At 64.3% G+C, this 16287-nt stretch carries 16 protein-coding genes; 4 read left to right on the forward strand and 12 right to left on the reverse strand.

Annotated elements, in window-relative coordinates; all coding sequences use genetic code 11:
- Positions 1–12 precede the first annotated feature (12 nt).
- Complete coding sequence (locus ACYCVF_RS12685) at positions 13–783, forward strand: SDR family NAD(P)-dependent oxidoreductase (protein WP_459595844.1); 771 nt, start codon at positions 13–15, stop codon at positions 781–783.
- A 108-nt stretch (positions 784–891) separates the two neighbouring features.
- On the opposite strand, the gene ACYCVF_RS12690 is transcribed toward ACYCVF_RS12685, so the two are convergent.
- From ACYCVF_RS12690 to ACYCVF_RS12710, 5 genes are all read right to left on the reverse strand, one after another.
- Complete coding sequence (locus tag ACYCVF_RS12690) at positions 892–1659, reverse strand: outer membrane protein (RefSeq protein WP_459595845.1); 768 nt, start codon at positions 1657–1659, stop codon at positions 892–894.
- 179 nt (positions 1660–1838) lie between these two features.
- On the reverse strand, positions 1839–3086 hold the full coding sequence (locus ACYCVF_RS12695; protein ID WP_459606421.1) for an FAD-dependent oxidoreductase: 1248 nt from the start codon (positions 3084–3086) through the stop codon (positions 1839–1841).
- A 164-nt stretch (positions 3087–3250) separates the two neighbouring features.
- Positions 3251–3661, reverse strand: coding sequence for a hypothetical protein (locus ACYCVF_RS12700; protein WP_459595847.1), 411 nt, complete (start codon positions 3659–3661; stop codon positions 3251–3253).
- Positions 3662–3737: 76 nt separating this feature from the next.
- Positions 3738–3953 (reverse strand): hypothetical protein, encoded by a 216-nt coding sequence (locus tag ACYCVF_RS12705; RefSeq protein ID WP_459606420.1) that lies wholly within the window; start codon positions 3951–3953, stop codon positions 3738–3740.
- 91 nt (positions 3954–4044) lie between these two features.
- Positions 4045–5556, reverse strand: coding sequence for a caspase family protein (locus ACYCVF_RS12710; protein WP_459595848.1), 1512 nt, complete (start codon positions 5554–5556; stop codon positions 4045–4047).
- 197 nt (positions 5557–5753) lie between these two features.
- Here ACYCVF_RS12710 and ACYCVF_RS12715 point away from each other — a divergent pair, with 197 nt between their 5' ends.
- From ACYCVF_RS12715 to ACYCVF_RS12725, 3 genes are all read left to right on the forward strand, one after another.
- Entirely contained in the window at positions 5754–6713 is a 960-nt protein-coding gene (locus ACYCVF_RS12715; RefSeq protein WP_459595849.1) for a helix-turn-helix domain-containing protein, read from the forward strand.
- Positions 6714–7011: 298 nt separating this feature from the next.
- Positions 7012–8526, forward strand: coding sequence for a DEAD/DEAH box helicase (locus tag ACYCVF_RS12720; RefSeq protein ID WP_459595850.1), 1515 nt, complete (start codon positions 7012–7014; stop codon positions 8524–8526).
- A 154-nt stretch (positions 8527–8680) separates the two neighbouring features.
- Entirely contained in the window at positions 8681–9748 is a 1068-nt protein-coding gene (locus ACYCVF_RS12725; RefSeq protein WP_459595851.1) for a GGDEF domain-containing protein, read from the forward strand.
- Between the two features lie 45 nt (positions 9749–9793).
- Here the strand turns inward: ACYCVF_RS12725 and ACYCVF_RS12730 are convergent, their stop codons facing one another.
- The 7 genes from ACYCVF_RS12730 to sufB all read right to left on the reverse strand — a co-directional run bounded on the left by ACYCVF_RS12730 (position 9794) and on the right by sufB (position 16174).
- Complete coding sequence (locus tag ACYCVF_RS12730; RefSeq protein WP_459595852.1) at positions 9794–10258, reverse strand: TfoX/Sxy family protein; 465 nt, start codon at positions 10256–10258, stop codon at positions 9794–9796.
- A 198-nt stretch (positions 10259–10456) separates the two neighbouring features.
- The gene (locus ACYCVF_RS12735) at positions 10457–10798 is read right to left on the reverse strand and encodes a HesB/IscA family protein (protein WP_014495548.1); all 342 of its coding nucleotides are present in this window, start codon (positions 10796–10798) and stop codon (positions 10457–10459) included.
- Between the two features lie 118 nt (positions 10799–10916).
- Positions 10917–11288 (reverse strand): SUF system Fe-S cluster assembly protein, encoded by a 372-nt coding sequence (locus ACYCVF_RS12740; protein ID WP_459595853.1) that lies wholly within the window; start codon positions 11286–11288, stop codon positions 10917–10919.
- The gene (locus ACYCVF_RS12745) at positions 11285–12532 is read right to left on the reverse strand and encodes a cysteine desulfurase (protein WP_459595854.1); all 1248 of its coding nucleotides are present in this window, start codon (positions 12530–12532) and stop codon (positions 11285–11287) included. Before ACYCVF_RS12745 ends, ACYCVF_RS12740 begins: the two co-directional genes overlap by 4 nt.
- Positions 12529–13851, reverse strand: coding sequence for a Fe-S cluster assembly protein SufD (gene sufD, locus ACYCVF_RS12750; protein ID WP_459595855.1), 1323 nt, complete (start codon positions 13849–13851; stop codon positions 12529–12531). Before sufD ends, ACYCVF_RS12745 begins: the two co-directional genes overlap by 4 nt.
- 12 nt (positions 13852–13863) lie before the next feature.
- Entirely contained in the window at positions 13864–14616 is a 753-nt protein-coding gene (gene sufC, locus ACYCVF_RS12755; protein ID WP_459595856.1) for a Fe-S cluster assembly ATPase SufC, read from the reverse strand.
- 61 nt (positions 14617–14677) lie between these two features.
- Positions 14678–16174, reverse strand: coding sequence for a Fe-S cluster assembly protein SufB (sufB, locus tag ACYCVF_RS12760; RefSeq protein ID WP_459595857.1), 1497 nt, complete (start codon positions 16172–16174; stop codon positions 14678–14680).
- Positions 16175–16287: the final 113 nt, after the last annotated feature.

A 16287-nucleotide genomic window follows, 5' to 3' on the forward strand; every position in this document is an offset into this window, starting at 1 on the left:
GGGAATAAAAGCATGACATCCAGCCGGTTCGATCTTCGCGGCAAGGTCGCGATCGTCACGGGAGGCAATGGCGGCATCGGGCTCGGCATGGCGCGCGGCCTGGCCGATGCAGGCGCCGACATCGTCGTGGTCGGACGCAACGAGACCAAGTCCGCCGCCGCCGTGGCCGACCTCAAGCAACGCGGCGCGAAGGCGATCGCAATCACCACGGACGTGACCGACAAGGCGGCCGTCGCCGCCATGATCGAGCGCGTCGTCAAGGAGCTTGGACGCATCGACGTGCTCATCAACAATGCCGGCATGAGCATCCGCAAGCCGCCGCACGAGCTCGAGCTCGACGAGTGGAACAAGGTGATCGACACCAATCTCACCAGCGCCTTCGTGTGCTCGAAGCTGGCCTATCCGGCGCTGAAGGCATCCGGCAACGGCAAGGTGATCAACATCGGCTCGATGATGTCGATCTTCGGCGCGAGCTTCGCGACAGCCTATGCGGCGAGCAAGGGCGGCATCGTGCAGTACACCCGCGCCTGCGCCAACGCCTGGGCGCCCGACAACATCCAGGTCAACGCGATCCTGCCGGGCTGGATCGACACCGATCTCACCCGCGGCGCGCGGCAGCAGGTCTCGGGACTGCACGAGCGCGTGCTGGCGCGCACGCCTGCGGGGCGTTGGGGTGACATCGACGACTTCGCCGGCATCGCCGTGTTCCTCGCCTCGCCGGCGTCGAACTTCGTCACGGGCACCGCGATCCCCGTCGACGGCGGATTCTCCGTGATGGCTTAGTCCCGGCCCGCACGCAAAGAGCCTGCTCGCAAAAAAGGAGCCCCGGACGAAGCCGGGGCTCTCAGAGTTTGGCAGTGATCGTCTTTTGTTGGTGCTTGGTTGACGTGCTCAGTAACGGGCGATGGTCGGCGCATCGAACTTGTAGCTCGCGCGCACGACGGCCCACTGGATGTCGCGCGGCTTGGCATCGAAGGTGTAGTTACCCGAGGTGCCGCCGAGCTGATAGGTCTGGCTGCCGAAGGCCGCATAGTTGTATTCGACGCCGACGATCCAGTTACGGGTGACGCCGTATTCCCAGCCGGCGCCGATGGTCCAGCCGTTCGCCCAGTGCGTCTGTCCGCCCGAGCCTGTCGCCGGGCCGACCGTGTCGGTCACCGAGAGGCGGTTGTTCACGCCGGCATAGCCGCCCTTGATGTAGAAGAGGTTGTTCTGAACGGCGAAGCCGGCGCGACCGACGACAGTCGCGAGCACGTTGGCGCGCCAGGAGAACACGTCGTCCCCAGCACCAAAGGCGGTGTTCGTGAACGACCCCTTGTTGTCGAGGCCGGAGATCGTGCCTTCCATGCCGAACACGAAGTTGTTGGCCTGCCAGTTGTAGCCGATCTGGGCGCCGCCCATGATGCCCGAGCCGCGTTGACGATAGCCCTCTCCCGGGATCAAATCGCCGAACGCGGCGCCAGTCCCGTTGTTGATGAACTGCTCGTTGGTCCAGGCGCCGCCGATATGGCCGCCGACATAGAAGCCGGTCCAGTTGAACAGCGGCTCGACGTAGGCGGGCGCTTTCGTGTAACGCGCACCGAGATCGGCGGCGGAAGCAGCACCGGTCGAAACCAGAGCGGTCGTGCAGGCGAAGGCAGCAATCAATTTATTACGCATGGTACACCCCGTGTCCTCAGATGGGCGCACGGTCACACGCAGCTCTTACTCAAATTTGAATCAAGATAGTTAAGACGCCGAATCGACGAGTATCGCGAATGGAATCCGTCCTCGCTGTTGCATGCTGGCAACGCGCGAGACGCGATATAAGGCGGCATTATTCCTAACGAACTGCCGCGCTATGGCGCCGGCGCCGCCTTCGAATGCACGTGCTCGGGCCGCACACCGAGCGCAAGAAGGCGCGCCGGGATGCCCTGGAGCCAAGGCAACGCGGTGATGAGGCGCACGATCAGCGGCACCTTCAGCGGCCGGTCGCCGCTCTGGAGCGCGCCGCTGATGACGTTGTTCTGGACGGCCATCTGCATGCGCTGCGTCATCTTCACGGGGAATTCGCGGCGGTGGCGCACGGCATCAAGTTCGTGTTCGGACGGGCAGCCGTCGCGCAGCTTCTCGGCAAGAAGATTGGCGGTAGCGACCGCATCCTGCACGGCGAGATTGACGCCGACGCCGCCGACCGGCGACATCGCGTGGGCGGCGTCGCCGATGCACAGCAGGCCCGGCTGCGTCCAGCGCGGCAGGCGGTTGATGGCGACGGTCAGCAGCTTGACGTCGTCAAAGCTCTTCACGTCGGCGATCCCATGTCGAAGGACCGGGGCCATGCGCACGACATCGTCGAGCAGCGCCTGCAATCCCCTCGCCTTCACCGCCCCGTGCTGTCCCTTGGCGATGACATAGGCGCATTGCCAATAGTCGCCGCGGTCGAAGGTGATCATCATCTTGCCGGGCTCGACCCGTGCGAACACGTTTTCGGTCTCGTCTGGCCTGCGGCCGGCGCGAAACCAGAGCACGTCCATCGGCGCGCCGATCTCCTCGACGGCGAGGCCGGCGCGCTCGCGCACCGTCGAATGCCGGCCGTCGCAGGCAATGGTGAGATCAGCCTCGATGTCGATGAAACCGTCAGGCCTCTTCGCCCGCACGCCGGCGATCGTCTCGCCGCGGCGGATCAGATCCACCGCCTCCGTGCTCATCATCACCTCGAGCGAGGCAAAGCGCTGGCCGGCCTCACGCAGGAAGTTGAGAAAATCCCATTGCGGCATGAAGGCGATGAAAGGGTACTTCGTACGCAGCCGGCCGAGATCGGCGATGCGCACCGGCGTCCCGCCGAACAGACCGTCCATCTTCTGCAGGCGCTGGTGCGGCAGCTCCAGGAACCCGTCGATCAGGCCGAGTTCGTCCATGACCTCCAGCGTCGAGGGATGCACGGTGTCGCCGCGGAAATCGCGAAAGAAATCCGCATGCTTCTCCAGCACCACGACATCGATGCCGGCCCGTCCCAGCAAATAGCCGAGCATCATGCCCGCCGGTCCGCCGCCGACGATGCAGCAGCGGACTTTCATGGTCCCGTTGGATGTTGGATCGGATGTCATGGCCGCCGCGATCTGCGAGTATGGTCAAGATGACGATACTAACGCGATTCAGGCCGGGTGCAGTCTCAATTCGTCGGCGCAGGCCGAGGTTGGCAGCGACAAACCAATGCCAGCTTGCAGAGAAGGCCCGCTTTGCGCGGGCCTTTCACGAAAAGCGAGTTGGACTATTTCTGATCTTCGTTGCTGGTCCCGGTGCCCGGACTGCCAATCGGCAACCCGTTCGCCGCACGACCGACGCCCGAGTTTCGCTCGGCTTGCGCCGCCGCAGGCGTCTTTCCGTTCGCGGTCGGAGGCTGAACGTTCGGATTGTTCTGACTGTTGTTCGTGTTGACGTTGGCCCCGGTAGTGGTGCCGTGCGTCCCCATGCCCGACGGAGCCGACGGCCCGGAATTGGCGCTGCTGGACGATGTGCCCGTTCCGGCTCCTGAACTCGCCGCGGATCCTGAGCTGGCGCCGCCCGCACCGCCACCTGCACCACCGCCGCCGCCGCCGCCGCCGCCGCCACCTCCTTGAGCAAGGGCAGCCGTCGAAAGTGCAGCACAAGCGATGGTCACGAGGATGGTTCTGCGGATCATGATCGTCTCCCTGGTTTGACAGACAATCCAAGTCAGCAGGGGTTGTTCCTTCCGCGGGAGATCACGTTCGCCGGCCTCAGGGCTTTGGTGACTTCCGGTCCCAGGGGCGCTTGCCGTCGGCGTCGCGGTCCCATGGTCGCGCGGTTGGAGCTATCCGATCATCCTCGGCGGCCCTCGCTCGATCGGCCTGGACGCGTTCGCGGTCGGTGAGCGGTGGGGCTGTGGGGACCGGATTCGTCTGGGCCAGAACCGGAAACGTCGTCAGCAGCGCGACGATGAAGAACTTTGTCATCCCCGGTGCTAGCACTTTCGCCTTGGCCTGTCCGGATTAAGTGCGTCCACTCCGCATGACAATCCCGTCACAATCCCCGCTGAGCAGCGCATCAATTGTTGCTGCGGTTCACGCTGCGAAAGCTCTTGATCTCCGAGACGCTGCCGTCGCGATAGGTCAGCTCCACCGAGACGGACTGCGTGCTTGGCGCCAGCTTCATGTAGAGCGGCATGCCGGCGGTGACCGCGCTGGGGTCGCGCATGTCGCAAGGCGGCATCTTCAGCACCTGGTTGGGCACGGCGCTATCGATGCCGATACGCACCTCGCGGATGGCACAGCGGTAGGACACGAGGTGCGTGTAGTAGACCAGAAGCCCGTTGAACTCGCGGAACGACAGCCAGCTCGTCGAGGTCATGTCGAGGATCTTGCGCTGGTCGCGGATCAGCGCGGCCTCGGGATCGAACCTGATCGGGAACGGCCCCTGCATCTCGCCGGACTGATCGACATAGCGGACCTCGATGGTGCCGGCCGCAGCATCCGGCGGCAGTTCGATCGACGGGTTCGGCATGCGCTTGCGCGTGCGCGGATCGAGCGTGTCGATGAATCCGGTTTCGCGGAAATCGCCCTTGCCGGCCATACGCCAGGAAATACCAAGTGTCGGGTCGGCGAAGGAGAACGTAACGCTCCAGCCGCCATTGTGCCGCGAGAAGCTCGCGATCGGCGCGTTGATGGTCTCCTCCCTCGGCATCTGCGGCACCGAGACGGGAGGCAGCGCCGCAAGCTTCTGCGGCGGCGGATCGGCCGGCCGCGCTCCCTCCTTGGACACGCCGCTGAGGAAGACATCGTCGACCATCTGATCGAAATAGACCGGGACCTGCCTGTGCTTGACGGTCTCGGCCATCTCGCTGACGGCACGGCGCGTGCGCTGCGCCACCTGCACGAGGTTCTCGCCGGGCTTGAGCAGCTCCCTGGCGAAGGTGCGCGTGAACACCGAATTGGGATTGGCATCGTCATTGGACAGACGATCGAGCGCGGTCTGGCGCGGTCCTGCCGAGAACACCGAGAACACGCCTTCCGGCAGTTGCGTCATCGGCGCGAGCCCGCCGCCTCCGGCGACTGCGCGGGTCCCCCTGCGCTCGAACGGGTTGTTGCGGCAGGCGTCGAATACCAGGATCGAGGTCCGCGCCTTCTTGTTCTGGAGACGCTCGACGATGCGGTCGGCCAGGATCGAGGCGTCGCGCACCAGCTCTTCCTGCCCTTCCGTCGCCGCCGGCACGTCGGTCGGCAGCAAATAGTTCTGTCCGGCGATCTCGAAGCCGTGGCCGGCATAGAAGAAGAACGCGGTGTCGCCGGGCTCGATCGCCTTGTCGAAGGCAAGCAGCGTCTCGGAGAATTGCTGCCGGTTCTGGTTCTCGGCGACCATCACCGAAAAGCCGAGCTGCTTCAGCGTGTCGCCCATCGTGCGGGCGTCGTTGACGGCCTTGAGCAGCTTCGGCACGTTCCGGTAGTCGTTGTTGCCGACCACGAGCGCGACGCGCTTCTCGGCATGCGCGGGAGCTGCGAAGCCACTCAGGCTCGCCACAAGGCCAAAGGCAGCCAGTATTCTGAAAAGCCGACGCGTCATCGCATGTTTCCCGCTGCAGAACGGCCTGTGCCGGCTCCCTCGAACGGTCGTTCATGGAAGCCCTCAACCGTCGATCTGATAGTCGGCCCAGCCACAACGACGGTTCAAGGGCCTTTGTCGTCCGATTCCATCCTCGGCCTATGGCAGATTCGCGCGGAATCTGCTTTTTCTTGGGCATTCCGCTGAGAGGGGCTGCCGTGTATCGCTGGTGCACCGACGAGGTCGAGCCGCACGACCGCTTCGACTATTGGCGTGACGTGCGCGCCAAGGGATTGTTCGGCGTCACCGCCGAGCTCGCGCGCGAACGGCGGGCGGACTTCTTCGGCGAATTCTCGCTGCGCCAGCTTGGCGGCGCGGGCCTCGTCGAGCTGAAGGCCTCGCCCTACGCGGTCGAGCGCAGCACGTCCGACATCGCCGAGGCCCCCGGTGACGCGATCTGCGTCTACCAGCAGCTCGGCAGCGGCGGCCGGTTCTCCGGCATGCGCGCAAGCGACTTTGCGATCGCCAACGGCGCGTTCGCCACCAGCCATACCGACCTGCCCTACCGTACCGCGCCGCTGGGCGCAGGCGGCTTCCACCTGCGCATCCTGAAGATCCCGATGGGCATCATCCCGGCGCAGGACAAGCGCATGCGCGAGCTCGCGCCCCGGACGTTCAGCGATCCGGCCCTGGCGCCTCTGCTCGGCGCCTGCTTTGCCGATCTCGACGAGACCAGCGAAGATACCGGCGTCGATGCAGCCTCGCTGGTCCAGGCGCTGGCCCATCTGGCGCTGATTGACCGCGGCATCGTGCGGCCCGGCAGCCGGCGCGGACAAGCCGCACTGCGGACCGCCCGCCTCTCGTGGGCCCGGCGCCTGATCGCACGCCACCTGCAAGACCCCCGTCTCGCCCCAGCCATGGTGGCGGACCAGCTCGGCGTATCCGTGCGCCACCTGCACATGCTGTTCGAGACGGCAGCAAAGAGCTTCTCGCAGACCGTGACGGAGGAGCGCCTGAAGCAGAGCCGCCGCCTGTTGCGCGAGGCGCCGGAACGGCTGATCGCCGACATCGCGGCCTCCTGCGGCTTCGAAAGCGTGGCGACCTATTACCGGGTCTTCAATGCCGCCTATGGCATGGCCCCCGGCGACTTCCGGGCAAGGGGTTCGGATGGGCTTTAGCCGTCGTCTTGCCGTTGCGGCCGGAACGACGGGGTGACCGGAAAATCCCAACGAAGCCCGTCATTTGAGCAAAAACCTCAGGTTTTTTAGGGTCTTCCCGCGCCCACTCCATTGACTTTGGCCGATTCCTGCCTATGTTCCGGGTCGACGCGGCTCAGATCGAAGAGCGATTCTTGAGCCTTGCGCTTTGTTCGCGTGAGTCAGCACCCCCAGCTTCCTAGAGAGCGCGCCGTTTAGGGGTGGAACGCGACAGCCTTATTACCCTCGATTCCGAACGGCGGTTTCGACCAGAGGCTCAATGTCCTTTTCAAATCTCGGACTGTCCGAAAAAGTCCTCGCCGCAGTGGCGGCCACCGGTTACACCACCCCCACCCCCATCCAGGAACAGGCGATCCCCCACGTCCTCGCACGCAAGGATGTGCTCGGCATCGCCCAGACCGGCACCGGCAAGACAGCTGCCTTCGTGCTGCCTATGCTCACCATCCTCGAAAAGGGTCGGGCCCGCGCGCGCATGCCGCGCACGCTGATCCTTGAGCCGACCCGCGAACTCGCGGCCCAGGTGAAGGAAAACTTCGACCGCTACGGCGTCGGCCAGAAACTCAACGTCGCGCTCCTGATCGGCGGCGTTTCCTTTGGCGACCAGGACGCCAAGCTGATGCGCGGCGTCGACGTGCTGATCGCAACCCCGGGCCGCCTGCTCGACCACACCGAGCGCGGCGGCCTGCTGCTCACCGGCGTCGAGCTGCTCGTCATCGACGAAGCCGACCGCATGCTGGACATGGGCTTCATTCCCGACATCGAGCGCGTCTGCAAGCTCGTCCCGTTCACGCGGCAGACGCTGTTCTTCACCGCGACCATGCCGCCGGAAATCCGGCGCATCACCGAGACTTTCCTGCACAATCCGCAGAAGATCGAGGTCTCCAAACCCGCCACGACGGCCGTGACGGTCACGCAGGCCCAGGTGCCCGCCGGGCGCGAGGCGCATGAGAAGCGCGAACTGCTCCGCCGCCTGCTGCGCGAGGCCAAGGATCTCAAGAACGCGATCATCTTCTGCAATCGCAAGCGCGAAGTCGCCATCGTTCACAAATCGCTTCAGAAGCACGGCTTCAGCGTCGGCGCGCTGCACGGTGACATGGACCAGTCGGCCCGCACAGCGGCACTCGAACAATTCCGCAAGGGTGAGCTTCCGCTGCTCGTCGCATCCGACGTCGCCGCCCGCGGCCTCGACATTCCCGAGGTCAGCCACGTCTTCAATTTCGACGTTCCCCACCACGCCGACGATTACGTCCACCGCATCGGCCGCACCGGCCGCGCCGGTCGCACCGGCACCGCGATCTCGATCGTGACTCCGCTCGACCAGAAGTCGATGGTGGCCATCGAGAAGCTGATCGGCCAGAGCATTCCACGCGCCGAAGGCGATTTCGAAGTCCACGCTGAAGCTTCCGACGCAACCGAGCGTCCGCGCGAGTCGCGTGGCCGCGAACGTTCACGCGGCGGACGCGGCAAGCCGCAGCGCGGCCGCGAGCGCAGCCACGAGCCGCGCGAGGCAAGACATGCTTCCGAGGCGAGGCATTCTCCGGAGGCAAAGCATTCTTCAGAGGAACGGCAGCCCGCCGAGGCAAGGCATCGGTCTGACGAGAAGCGTCGGGCGGAGCCCCGTCAAGCGGCGCGCCAGCAGCCCGGCACGTCGCACGTGCCCTCGATCGGCCGTCCCGAGCCGCGCCGCCAGCGCGAGATCGACACCGAGCCGGGCGATCACTCGCATCTGCCGGCGTTCCTGCTGCGGCCGGTTCGCTCCCCTGCCGGGGCCTGAAGCGCGGGTTTCGGTTGAGCTAAGACAAAGCACACTTTTCGAGACGCTTCGTGGACGTATATTTACGGGGCGTTCACGATCGTCCGTTAGCCTACGAACATAATTTAAGCATTGCTGCGGTCGATGGCGCGCCGACCGCTGTGGGGTATGTTCCGTGGTCAAGGTGCTCGACGAACACGAACGCACGATGGCGTTCGCCGAGGTTGCGCTCGGTCAGATCCGATCGCTTCGGCAGACGGCAATTCCCCGCAATTACGAGATCTGGTACGTCTATGCCACGGGCTATAACGCACCGCTCAACAAGATCATCAACGAGACGCTGGCGCGCAGCGGCAAGCTGACCGAAGCCGATCTCGAACAGATTTACGAGACCTATCTCTCCCACATCAAGACCACCGACCGAATCGACAAGGTTGGCGCGCGCGTCATCGGCGAGATCGACGACGTGATGAAAGTCCTGGGTGACGCGCTCGGCAGAACCGGCGCTTACGATGCCAGCCTGTCTGGCGCGGCAGACAAGCTGGCTTCGGCCAAGAGCCGCGACCAGATCAAGGCGGTCGTCGAGGCGCTGCTGCGTTCGACCAGCGAGATGCGCGAGACCAACAAGGCGCTGGAAGACCGGCTGACACTGTCGAAGAACGAGATCAGCAATCTCCAGCAGAGCCTGGAAGCGATCCGCGCCGAGAGCCTGACCGATCCGCTCACCGGCCTCGGCAACCGCAAATATTTCGACCGCATGATCGGCATGGCCGTGCAGAGCGCGCTCGCCTCGGGCGAGCCGCTGTCGCTGCTGCTGTTCGACATCGATCACTTCAAGTCGTTCAACGATTCCTACGGCCATCTCACCGGCGATCAGGTGCTGCGGCTCGTCGGCCTTTCGCTGAAGCAGACCATCAAGGGCCAGGATATCACCGCACGGTATGGCGGCGAGGAATTCGCGGTCGTGCTACCCAACACCTCGCTGCGCCAGGCGCTCACGGTGGCCGACCACATCCGCCGCGCCGTGATGGCGAAGGAATTGAAAAAGAAATCGACGGGCGAGATCCTCGGCCGCGTCACCATCTCCGTCGGCGTCTCCTTGCTCAAGGAGGGCGACGACACCGACGCGCTCATCGAGCGTGCGGATGCCTGCCTCTACGCCGCCAAGCGCAACGGCCGCAATCGCGTGATTTGCGAGGCCGATCCGGAATACGCGGCGGAGACGCGCAGCCGGGTGGCGTAGGTCTTCACCTGGCTCCTGTGGGCGGGCACGTGACGCCCAGCATCTCTATCCTGGAGGGTGGGCACGCTTTGCTGCTTTGCCCACGCTGCGGACCGCCTTCTTGGCGGTCTTCTTGGCCGGCCGCTTCTTCGCAACGGGCTTCTTCGGCTCCACTTTCTTCGCCGTCGCCTTCTTCGCCTTCGGCCGCTTCTTCACCTTCGCGCGTTGGGCGGCGGCGAGCGCCGCCCTCGCCCATTGTGCAAGCTCTGCGGAATCGTCGAACAGGCGTGCGGGCAGCTCCCAGTAGGAGTTGACCACCACGGTCTTGGCGCGGGTCGAGTATTGAAACGGCTTTGAGCCTTCGGCTTCAAAGTCCGGAATGGTTTGCTGGTCGGCACGGAAGAACAGGCCGGCGCGCAACGACAGAGCGAAGTTGGTCCCATCTGCCGAGATACCGTAGCCGGAGAACATCTTTCGGATGGTGACCGGGCCGAAATCGGCGAACAGGTCGATCAGGAATTCGCGGTCCATGGCTGAACATTCTCCCCAACCTCGTCCCGGCGAACGCCGGGACCCGCAACTACGGGGAGCAGTTTAGCGAAGACTGGCAGCTGTAACAGTACGGTACTGGTCCGCTCCTCCCCGAGGGATCACGCGGTATGGGCCCGAAGCCCCGTGCGCAATTACGCACCAGGCCGGGACGACGGCAGCCTGATTGCGCCAGCCGGGTTACCCGTCGATCTTGGCCGGCCGCAGCTCGACCGATTCGCCGCAGCCGCAGGCGGAGACCTGGTTGGGGTTGTTGAACACGAACTGGGCCTGCATCTTGTCGGCCTTGTAGTCCATCTCGGTGCCGAGAAGGAACAGCACGGCCTTGGGATCGACCAGGATCTTGACGCCCTTGTCCTCGACGACCTCGTCGGTTGGGCGGACGTCATGGGCGTATTCGACCGTGTAGGACTGGCCGGCGCAGCCCCCGTTCTTCACGCCGACGCGCAAGCCGACGATCTCCGAATCGGCGCGCTGGGTCAGTTCGCTGATGCGCTGGGCAGCGGCATCCGTCAGCCGCATCACTTGCGGGCGGGGCCGCCGCGGCTTCGGAGGCGATGCTGGTGTCGAGCCTGACGAGATCTGGGTCATGTTATCTATGTGGTCCGTTGCGGAGCGATTTCAATGCGGCCTGGAACCGTCACCACATATTGAGCACGAGGCGCGCCTCGTCGCTCATGCGTTCCGGGGACCACGGCGGCTCCCAGACGACCTTGACGTCGACCACGCCGACGCCGGGCACGCTGGCCACCGCGTTCTCGACCATGGTCGGCAACTCGCCGGCGGCCGGGCAGTTCGGCGTCGTCAGCGTCATCTGCACGTCGACCGAGCGATCGTCCTTGATCTCGACCTTGTAGATCAGGCCGAGCTCGTAGATATCGGCGGGGATTTCCGGGTCGAACACCGTCTTGAGCCCGGCGATGATCTCGGTGGTCAGACGCTCGGTCTCCTCCGGCGGCAGCGCCGAGTGAGTTTCCATCGGATTGGCTTTGACTTCAGCCGTGTCACTCATGCGAACAAATCCCGCGCTTTCAGCAGCGCCTGTGTCAGATGGTCGACCTCTTCCCGCGTATTATACATGCCGAACGAGGCCCGGCACGTTGCAGTCACGTTGAACCGCTCTAAAAGCGGCATCACGCAATGCGTGCCGGCGCGCACCGCGATGCCCTGGCGGTCGATCACGGTTGCGACGTCATGGGCATGCGCGCCCTTGAGCTCGAAGGAGATCACCGGGCCCTTGCCTCGCGCCGTACCGATCAGCCGCAGCGAATTGATCTCGCGTAGGCGCTCCTGGGCATAGGTGGTGAGATCGTGCTCGTGGGCGGCGATGCGCTCCTTGCCGATCGAATTGACGTAGTCGATGGCGGCGCCAAGGCCGACGGCTTCGACGATGGGCGGGGTTCCGGCCTCGAACTTGTGCGGCGGGTCGCCGTAGGTGACGATGTCGCGCGAGACTTCGCGGATCATCTCGCCGCCGCCGTTGTAAGGGCGCATCGCGACGAGGTGGTCGTACTTGGCCCAGAGCACGCCGATGCCGGTCGGTCCGTAGACCTTGTGGCCGGTGAAGACGTAGAAGTCGCAGCCGATGTCCTGGACGTCGACCGGCAGATGCACCGCGCCCTGGCTGCCGTCAACGAGCACGGGGATGCCGCGGGCATGGGCGATCTTGACGACGTCCTTGACCGGCACGATGGTGCCGAGTGCATTCGACATCTGCGTGATCGCGACCAGCTTGGTCTTCGGCGTCAGCAGCTTCTCGAACTCGTCGATGAGGAAATTGCCCTCATCGTCGACCGGTGCCCATTTGATCACGGCACCCTGGCGTTCCCTGAGGAAGTGCCACGGCACGATGTTGGAGTGGTGCTCCATGATCGAGAGGACGATCTCGTCGCCTTCTTTGATGTTCGGGCCGCCCCAGGACGAGGCGACCAGGTTGATCGCCTCGGTCGCGTTGCGGGTGAAGATCACTTCTTCGGTGCGGGGCGCGTTGATGAACTGGGCGACCTTGGTGCGGCCGCCCTCGTAGGCTTCGGTCGCGGCATTGGCGAGGTAGTGCAGGCCGCGATGCACGTTGGCGTATTCGCTGGTATAGGCCTGCGTCATGCGATCGAGGACAGCACTCGGCTTCTGCGCGGAGGCCGCGTTGTCCAGATAGACCAGCTTCTTGCCGTAGACCGGCATTGCGAGCGCCGGGAAATCCTGGCGCACGCGCGCGACGTCATAGGTGCCGTTCTTGACTGCCGGATGCGTGCTCATGACCGCCGCTCCAGCCAGCGCTCGGCGATGCCGATCACGTGCTCCCGCAAACTGTCGTCGGCGATCTGCTCGATCGCCTCGCCCACGAAGGCCTGGATCAGCAGTGCCTGGGCCTGCTTCTCCGGCAGGCCGCGCGCCTTCAGGTAGAACAGCAGGCTGTCGTCAAGCGCGCCGGCAGTGGCGCCGTGGCCGCAGGAGACGTCGTCGGCAAAGATCTCGAGCTCGGGCTTGTTGTCCGCCTCGGCTTCGTCCGAGAGCAGCAGCGCGCGCGTCATCATCTTGCCGTCGGTCTTCTGCGCGTCGGGACGGACGATGATGCGACCCTGGAACACCGAATGGGCGCGGTCGTCGATCACGGCGCGGAAGATCTCGCGGCTGACGCAGTTCGGCACAGCATGATCGACCACCAGCGTGGTGTCGCCATGCTCGGTCTTCTGCAACAGGTTGACGCCGTTGATGGAGAGCTCGCTGCCCTCGCCCGCCAGCGTGATGAAGCCCTGCAGACGGCTGACGGCTGCGCCGCTGGTCATGTTGAAGAAATTGAGCTTGGTATTGGCGCCCACGGTGACGAACTGCGAGGTGATGTTCACCGCATCCGGCGCATCGTCCATCAGGCGAATGTGCGCGACATCGGCACCATCGCCGATCCAGAGGATCACCGCATCGTTGACCTGATAGCCGCCTGCCTTTCCGGCCGCGACGAATGTCTCGATGATCGTGGCACGAGCACCTTTGCCAATCCGCAGATGCGAGCGGGTGAACGCGGACGCGCCAGCCGCCGTCGCAACATGGATGATTTGGATCGGCGCGGCCAGTTGCACGCCGTCGGCGATCGTGACGACCACCCCATCCGTCGCCATGGCTGCATTGAGCGAGATCACTGCATCGGTCGAGGTGGTCCGGAGGAGATCGCCGGCGACCGGGTTGGCCCCATTGTCCAGGATATCGCGCAGCGTCGTGACACCCGCTTCTGAAACCAGCGCGCTCGCGTCGGAAAGATCGGCCGCGAAGACGCCGTCGACCAGCACCAGCTTGCGTGCGCCCGCGATCGCATGCGCCTTCACCGCGTCCACGGCGCGCTTCAACGCAGCCGCATCGGGCGCGGCTGCCAGCGGCAGCACCTCGCCGACCAATGCACGCAGGTCGGTGTATTTCCATTCCTCGATCCGGCGGTGCGGCAGGCCGAGACGCTCATAGGTCTCGAAGGCCTCGCGGCGCACTGCGGTGACCGCGGGCGTACCCGGCAGCCGGCCCTCGGCGCTGGCGAAGAGATCGCTCACCGCGCGGCTCTTTCCGGTCTTTGCCACAGCAACGTTCATCACAAACAATCCTTACGCGGCATCCTCGAACTGGGCGTAGCCGGACGCTTCCAGCTCCAGCGCCAGCTCCTTGCCGCCGCTCTTCACGACGCGGCCCTTCGACATCACGTGCACGACGTCGGGCACGATGTAGTTCAGCAACCGCTGATAGTGGGTGATGACGACCATCGAACGCTTGGGCGAACGCAGCGCGTTGACGCCGTCGGCCGCGATGCGCAGCGCGTCGATGTCGAGGCCGGAATCCATCTCGTCGAGGATGCACAGGCTCGGCTCGAACAGCGCCATCTGCAGCACCTCGTTGCGCTTCTTCTCGCCGCCGGAGAAGCCGACATTGACGCCGCGCTTGAGCATGTCCTGCGGAATATTCAGCGATTTCGAGACTTCACGGACCTTCTTCAGGAAATCGGGTGTCGAATATTCGCTCTCGCCGCGCGCCTTGCGTTGCGCGTTGAGCGCGGTGCGCAGGAAGTTCATGGTGGCGACGCCGGGAATCTCGACCGGATACTGGAACGCCAGGAACACGCCCTTTGCCGCGCGCATGTCCGGTGACATCTCCAGAAGGTCCTCGCCCCTGAAAAGGATCTGGCCGTCGGTGACCTCGTAGCCGGGCTTGCCGGCAATGACGTGCGAAAGCGTCGATTTCCCGGAGCCGTTCGGCCCCATGATCGCATGCACCTCGCCCTCGTTCACGGTCAGCGTCAACCCGTGGAGGATTTCACGCTCCTCGACACGAACCTTCAGGTCTTTCACTTCAAGCAAAGCCATTTTGGTGTCCAGTTTATTCAATTGGTGCATGGCGCGCCGGGGCGCACCGCAAGGGTCGGGATTAACCGACCGACCCTTCGAGCGAGATCGAGATCAGCTTCTGCGCTTCCACCGCGAACTCCATCGGCAGTTGCTGCAGCACGTCCTTGACGAAGCCGTTGACGACGAGGCCGACCGCTTCTTCCTGGCTGAGCCCGCGCTGGATGCAGTAGAACAGCACGTCCTCGGAGATCTTCGAGGTGGTCGCCTCGTGCTCGAATGTCGCCGACGAGTTCTTGGCCTCGATGTACGGCACGGTGTGCGCACCGCATTTGTCGCCGATCAGCAGCGAGTCGCAGGCGGTGAAGTTGCGCGCGCCGGTGGCCTTGCGGTGCGCCGTGACCAGGCCGCGATAGGTGTTCTGCGACTTGCCGGCGGCGATGCCCTTGGAGATGATCCGGCTCGTCGTGTTCTTGCCGAGATGGATCATCTTGGTGCCGCTATCGACCTGCTGATAGCCGTTCGAGATCGCGATCGAGTAGAACTCGCCGCGCGAATTGTCGCCGCGCAGGATGCAGCTCGGGTACTTCCAGGTGATCGCCGAACCGGTCTCGACCTGGGTCCAGGAGATCTTGGAGTTGTTGCCGCGGCAGTCGCCCCGCTTGGTGACGAAATTGTAGATGCCGCCCTTGCCTTCCGAATTGCCGGGATACCAGTTCTGCACCGTCGAATATTTGATCTCGGCGTCGTCATGCGCGACGAGCTCGACCACGGCGGCGTGCAGCTGGTTCTCGTCGCGCTGCGGCGCGGTGCAGCCTTCGAGATAGGAGACGTAGGAGCCCTTGTCGGCGATGATCAGCGTGCGCTCGAACTGGCCGGTGTTGCGCTCGTTGATGCGGAAATAGGTCGACAGCTCCATCGGGCAGCGCACGCCCGGCGGCACGTAGACGAACGAGCCGTCGGAGAACACCGCCGAGTTCAAGGTCGCATAGAAATTGTCCGAGGTCGGAACCACCGATCCCAGATATTTCTGCACCAGTTCAGGATGCTCGCGGATCGCCTCCGAGATCGGCATGAAGATCACACCGGCCTTCTTCAGCTCCGCCTTGAAGGTGGTCGCAACCGAAACCGAATCGAAGACAGCATCGACCGCAATCTTGCGCCGGGCCGGGTCTTCCTCGCCCACCTTGGGCTCGACCCCTTCGAGCATGGCGACTTCCCGCAAGGGGATGCCGAGCTTCTCGTAGGTCTTGAGGATCTCCGGATCGATCTCGTCGAGCGAGGTGATCGTCTTCTTCGGCTTCGGCGCCGAATAGTAATAGAGATCCTGGAAATCGATCCTGGGGTAGTCGACGCGCGCCCAGGTTGGCTCGGTCATGGTGAGCCAGCGCCGATAGGCTTCCAGCCGCCACTGGAGCATCCAGGCGGGCTCATTCTTCTTCTCGGAGATGAACTTGACGGTCTCTTCCGACAATCCCTTGGGGGCCTTGTCGGACTCGATTAGGGTCTCAAACCCATAACGATACTGGTCGACGTCGATGCGCTTCACGCGCTCGACCGTCTCTTGTACGGCTGGCATTCTATCCTCCGCTCGCGGTTTCAAGGACCGCGGTGGATCAAACTTGGTCGAGTATTACGATATTTCTCTGCGGAAAGCACGGGCTTAGAACCGTTCAAGCCGTGTTTCGTCGC

The organism is Bradyrhizobium cedriense (genome assembly GCF_054602315.1).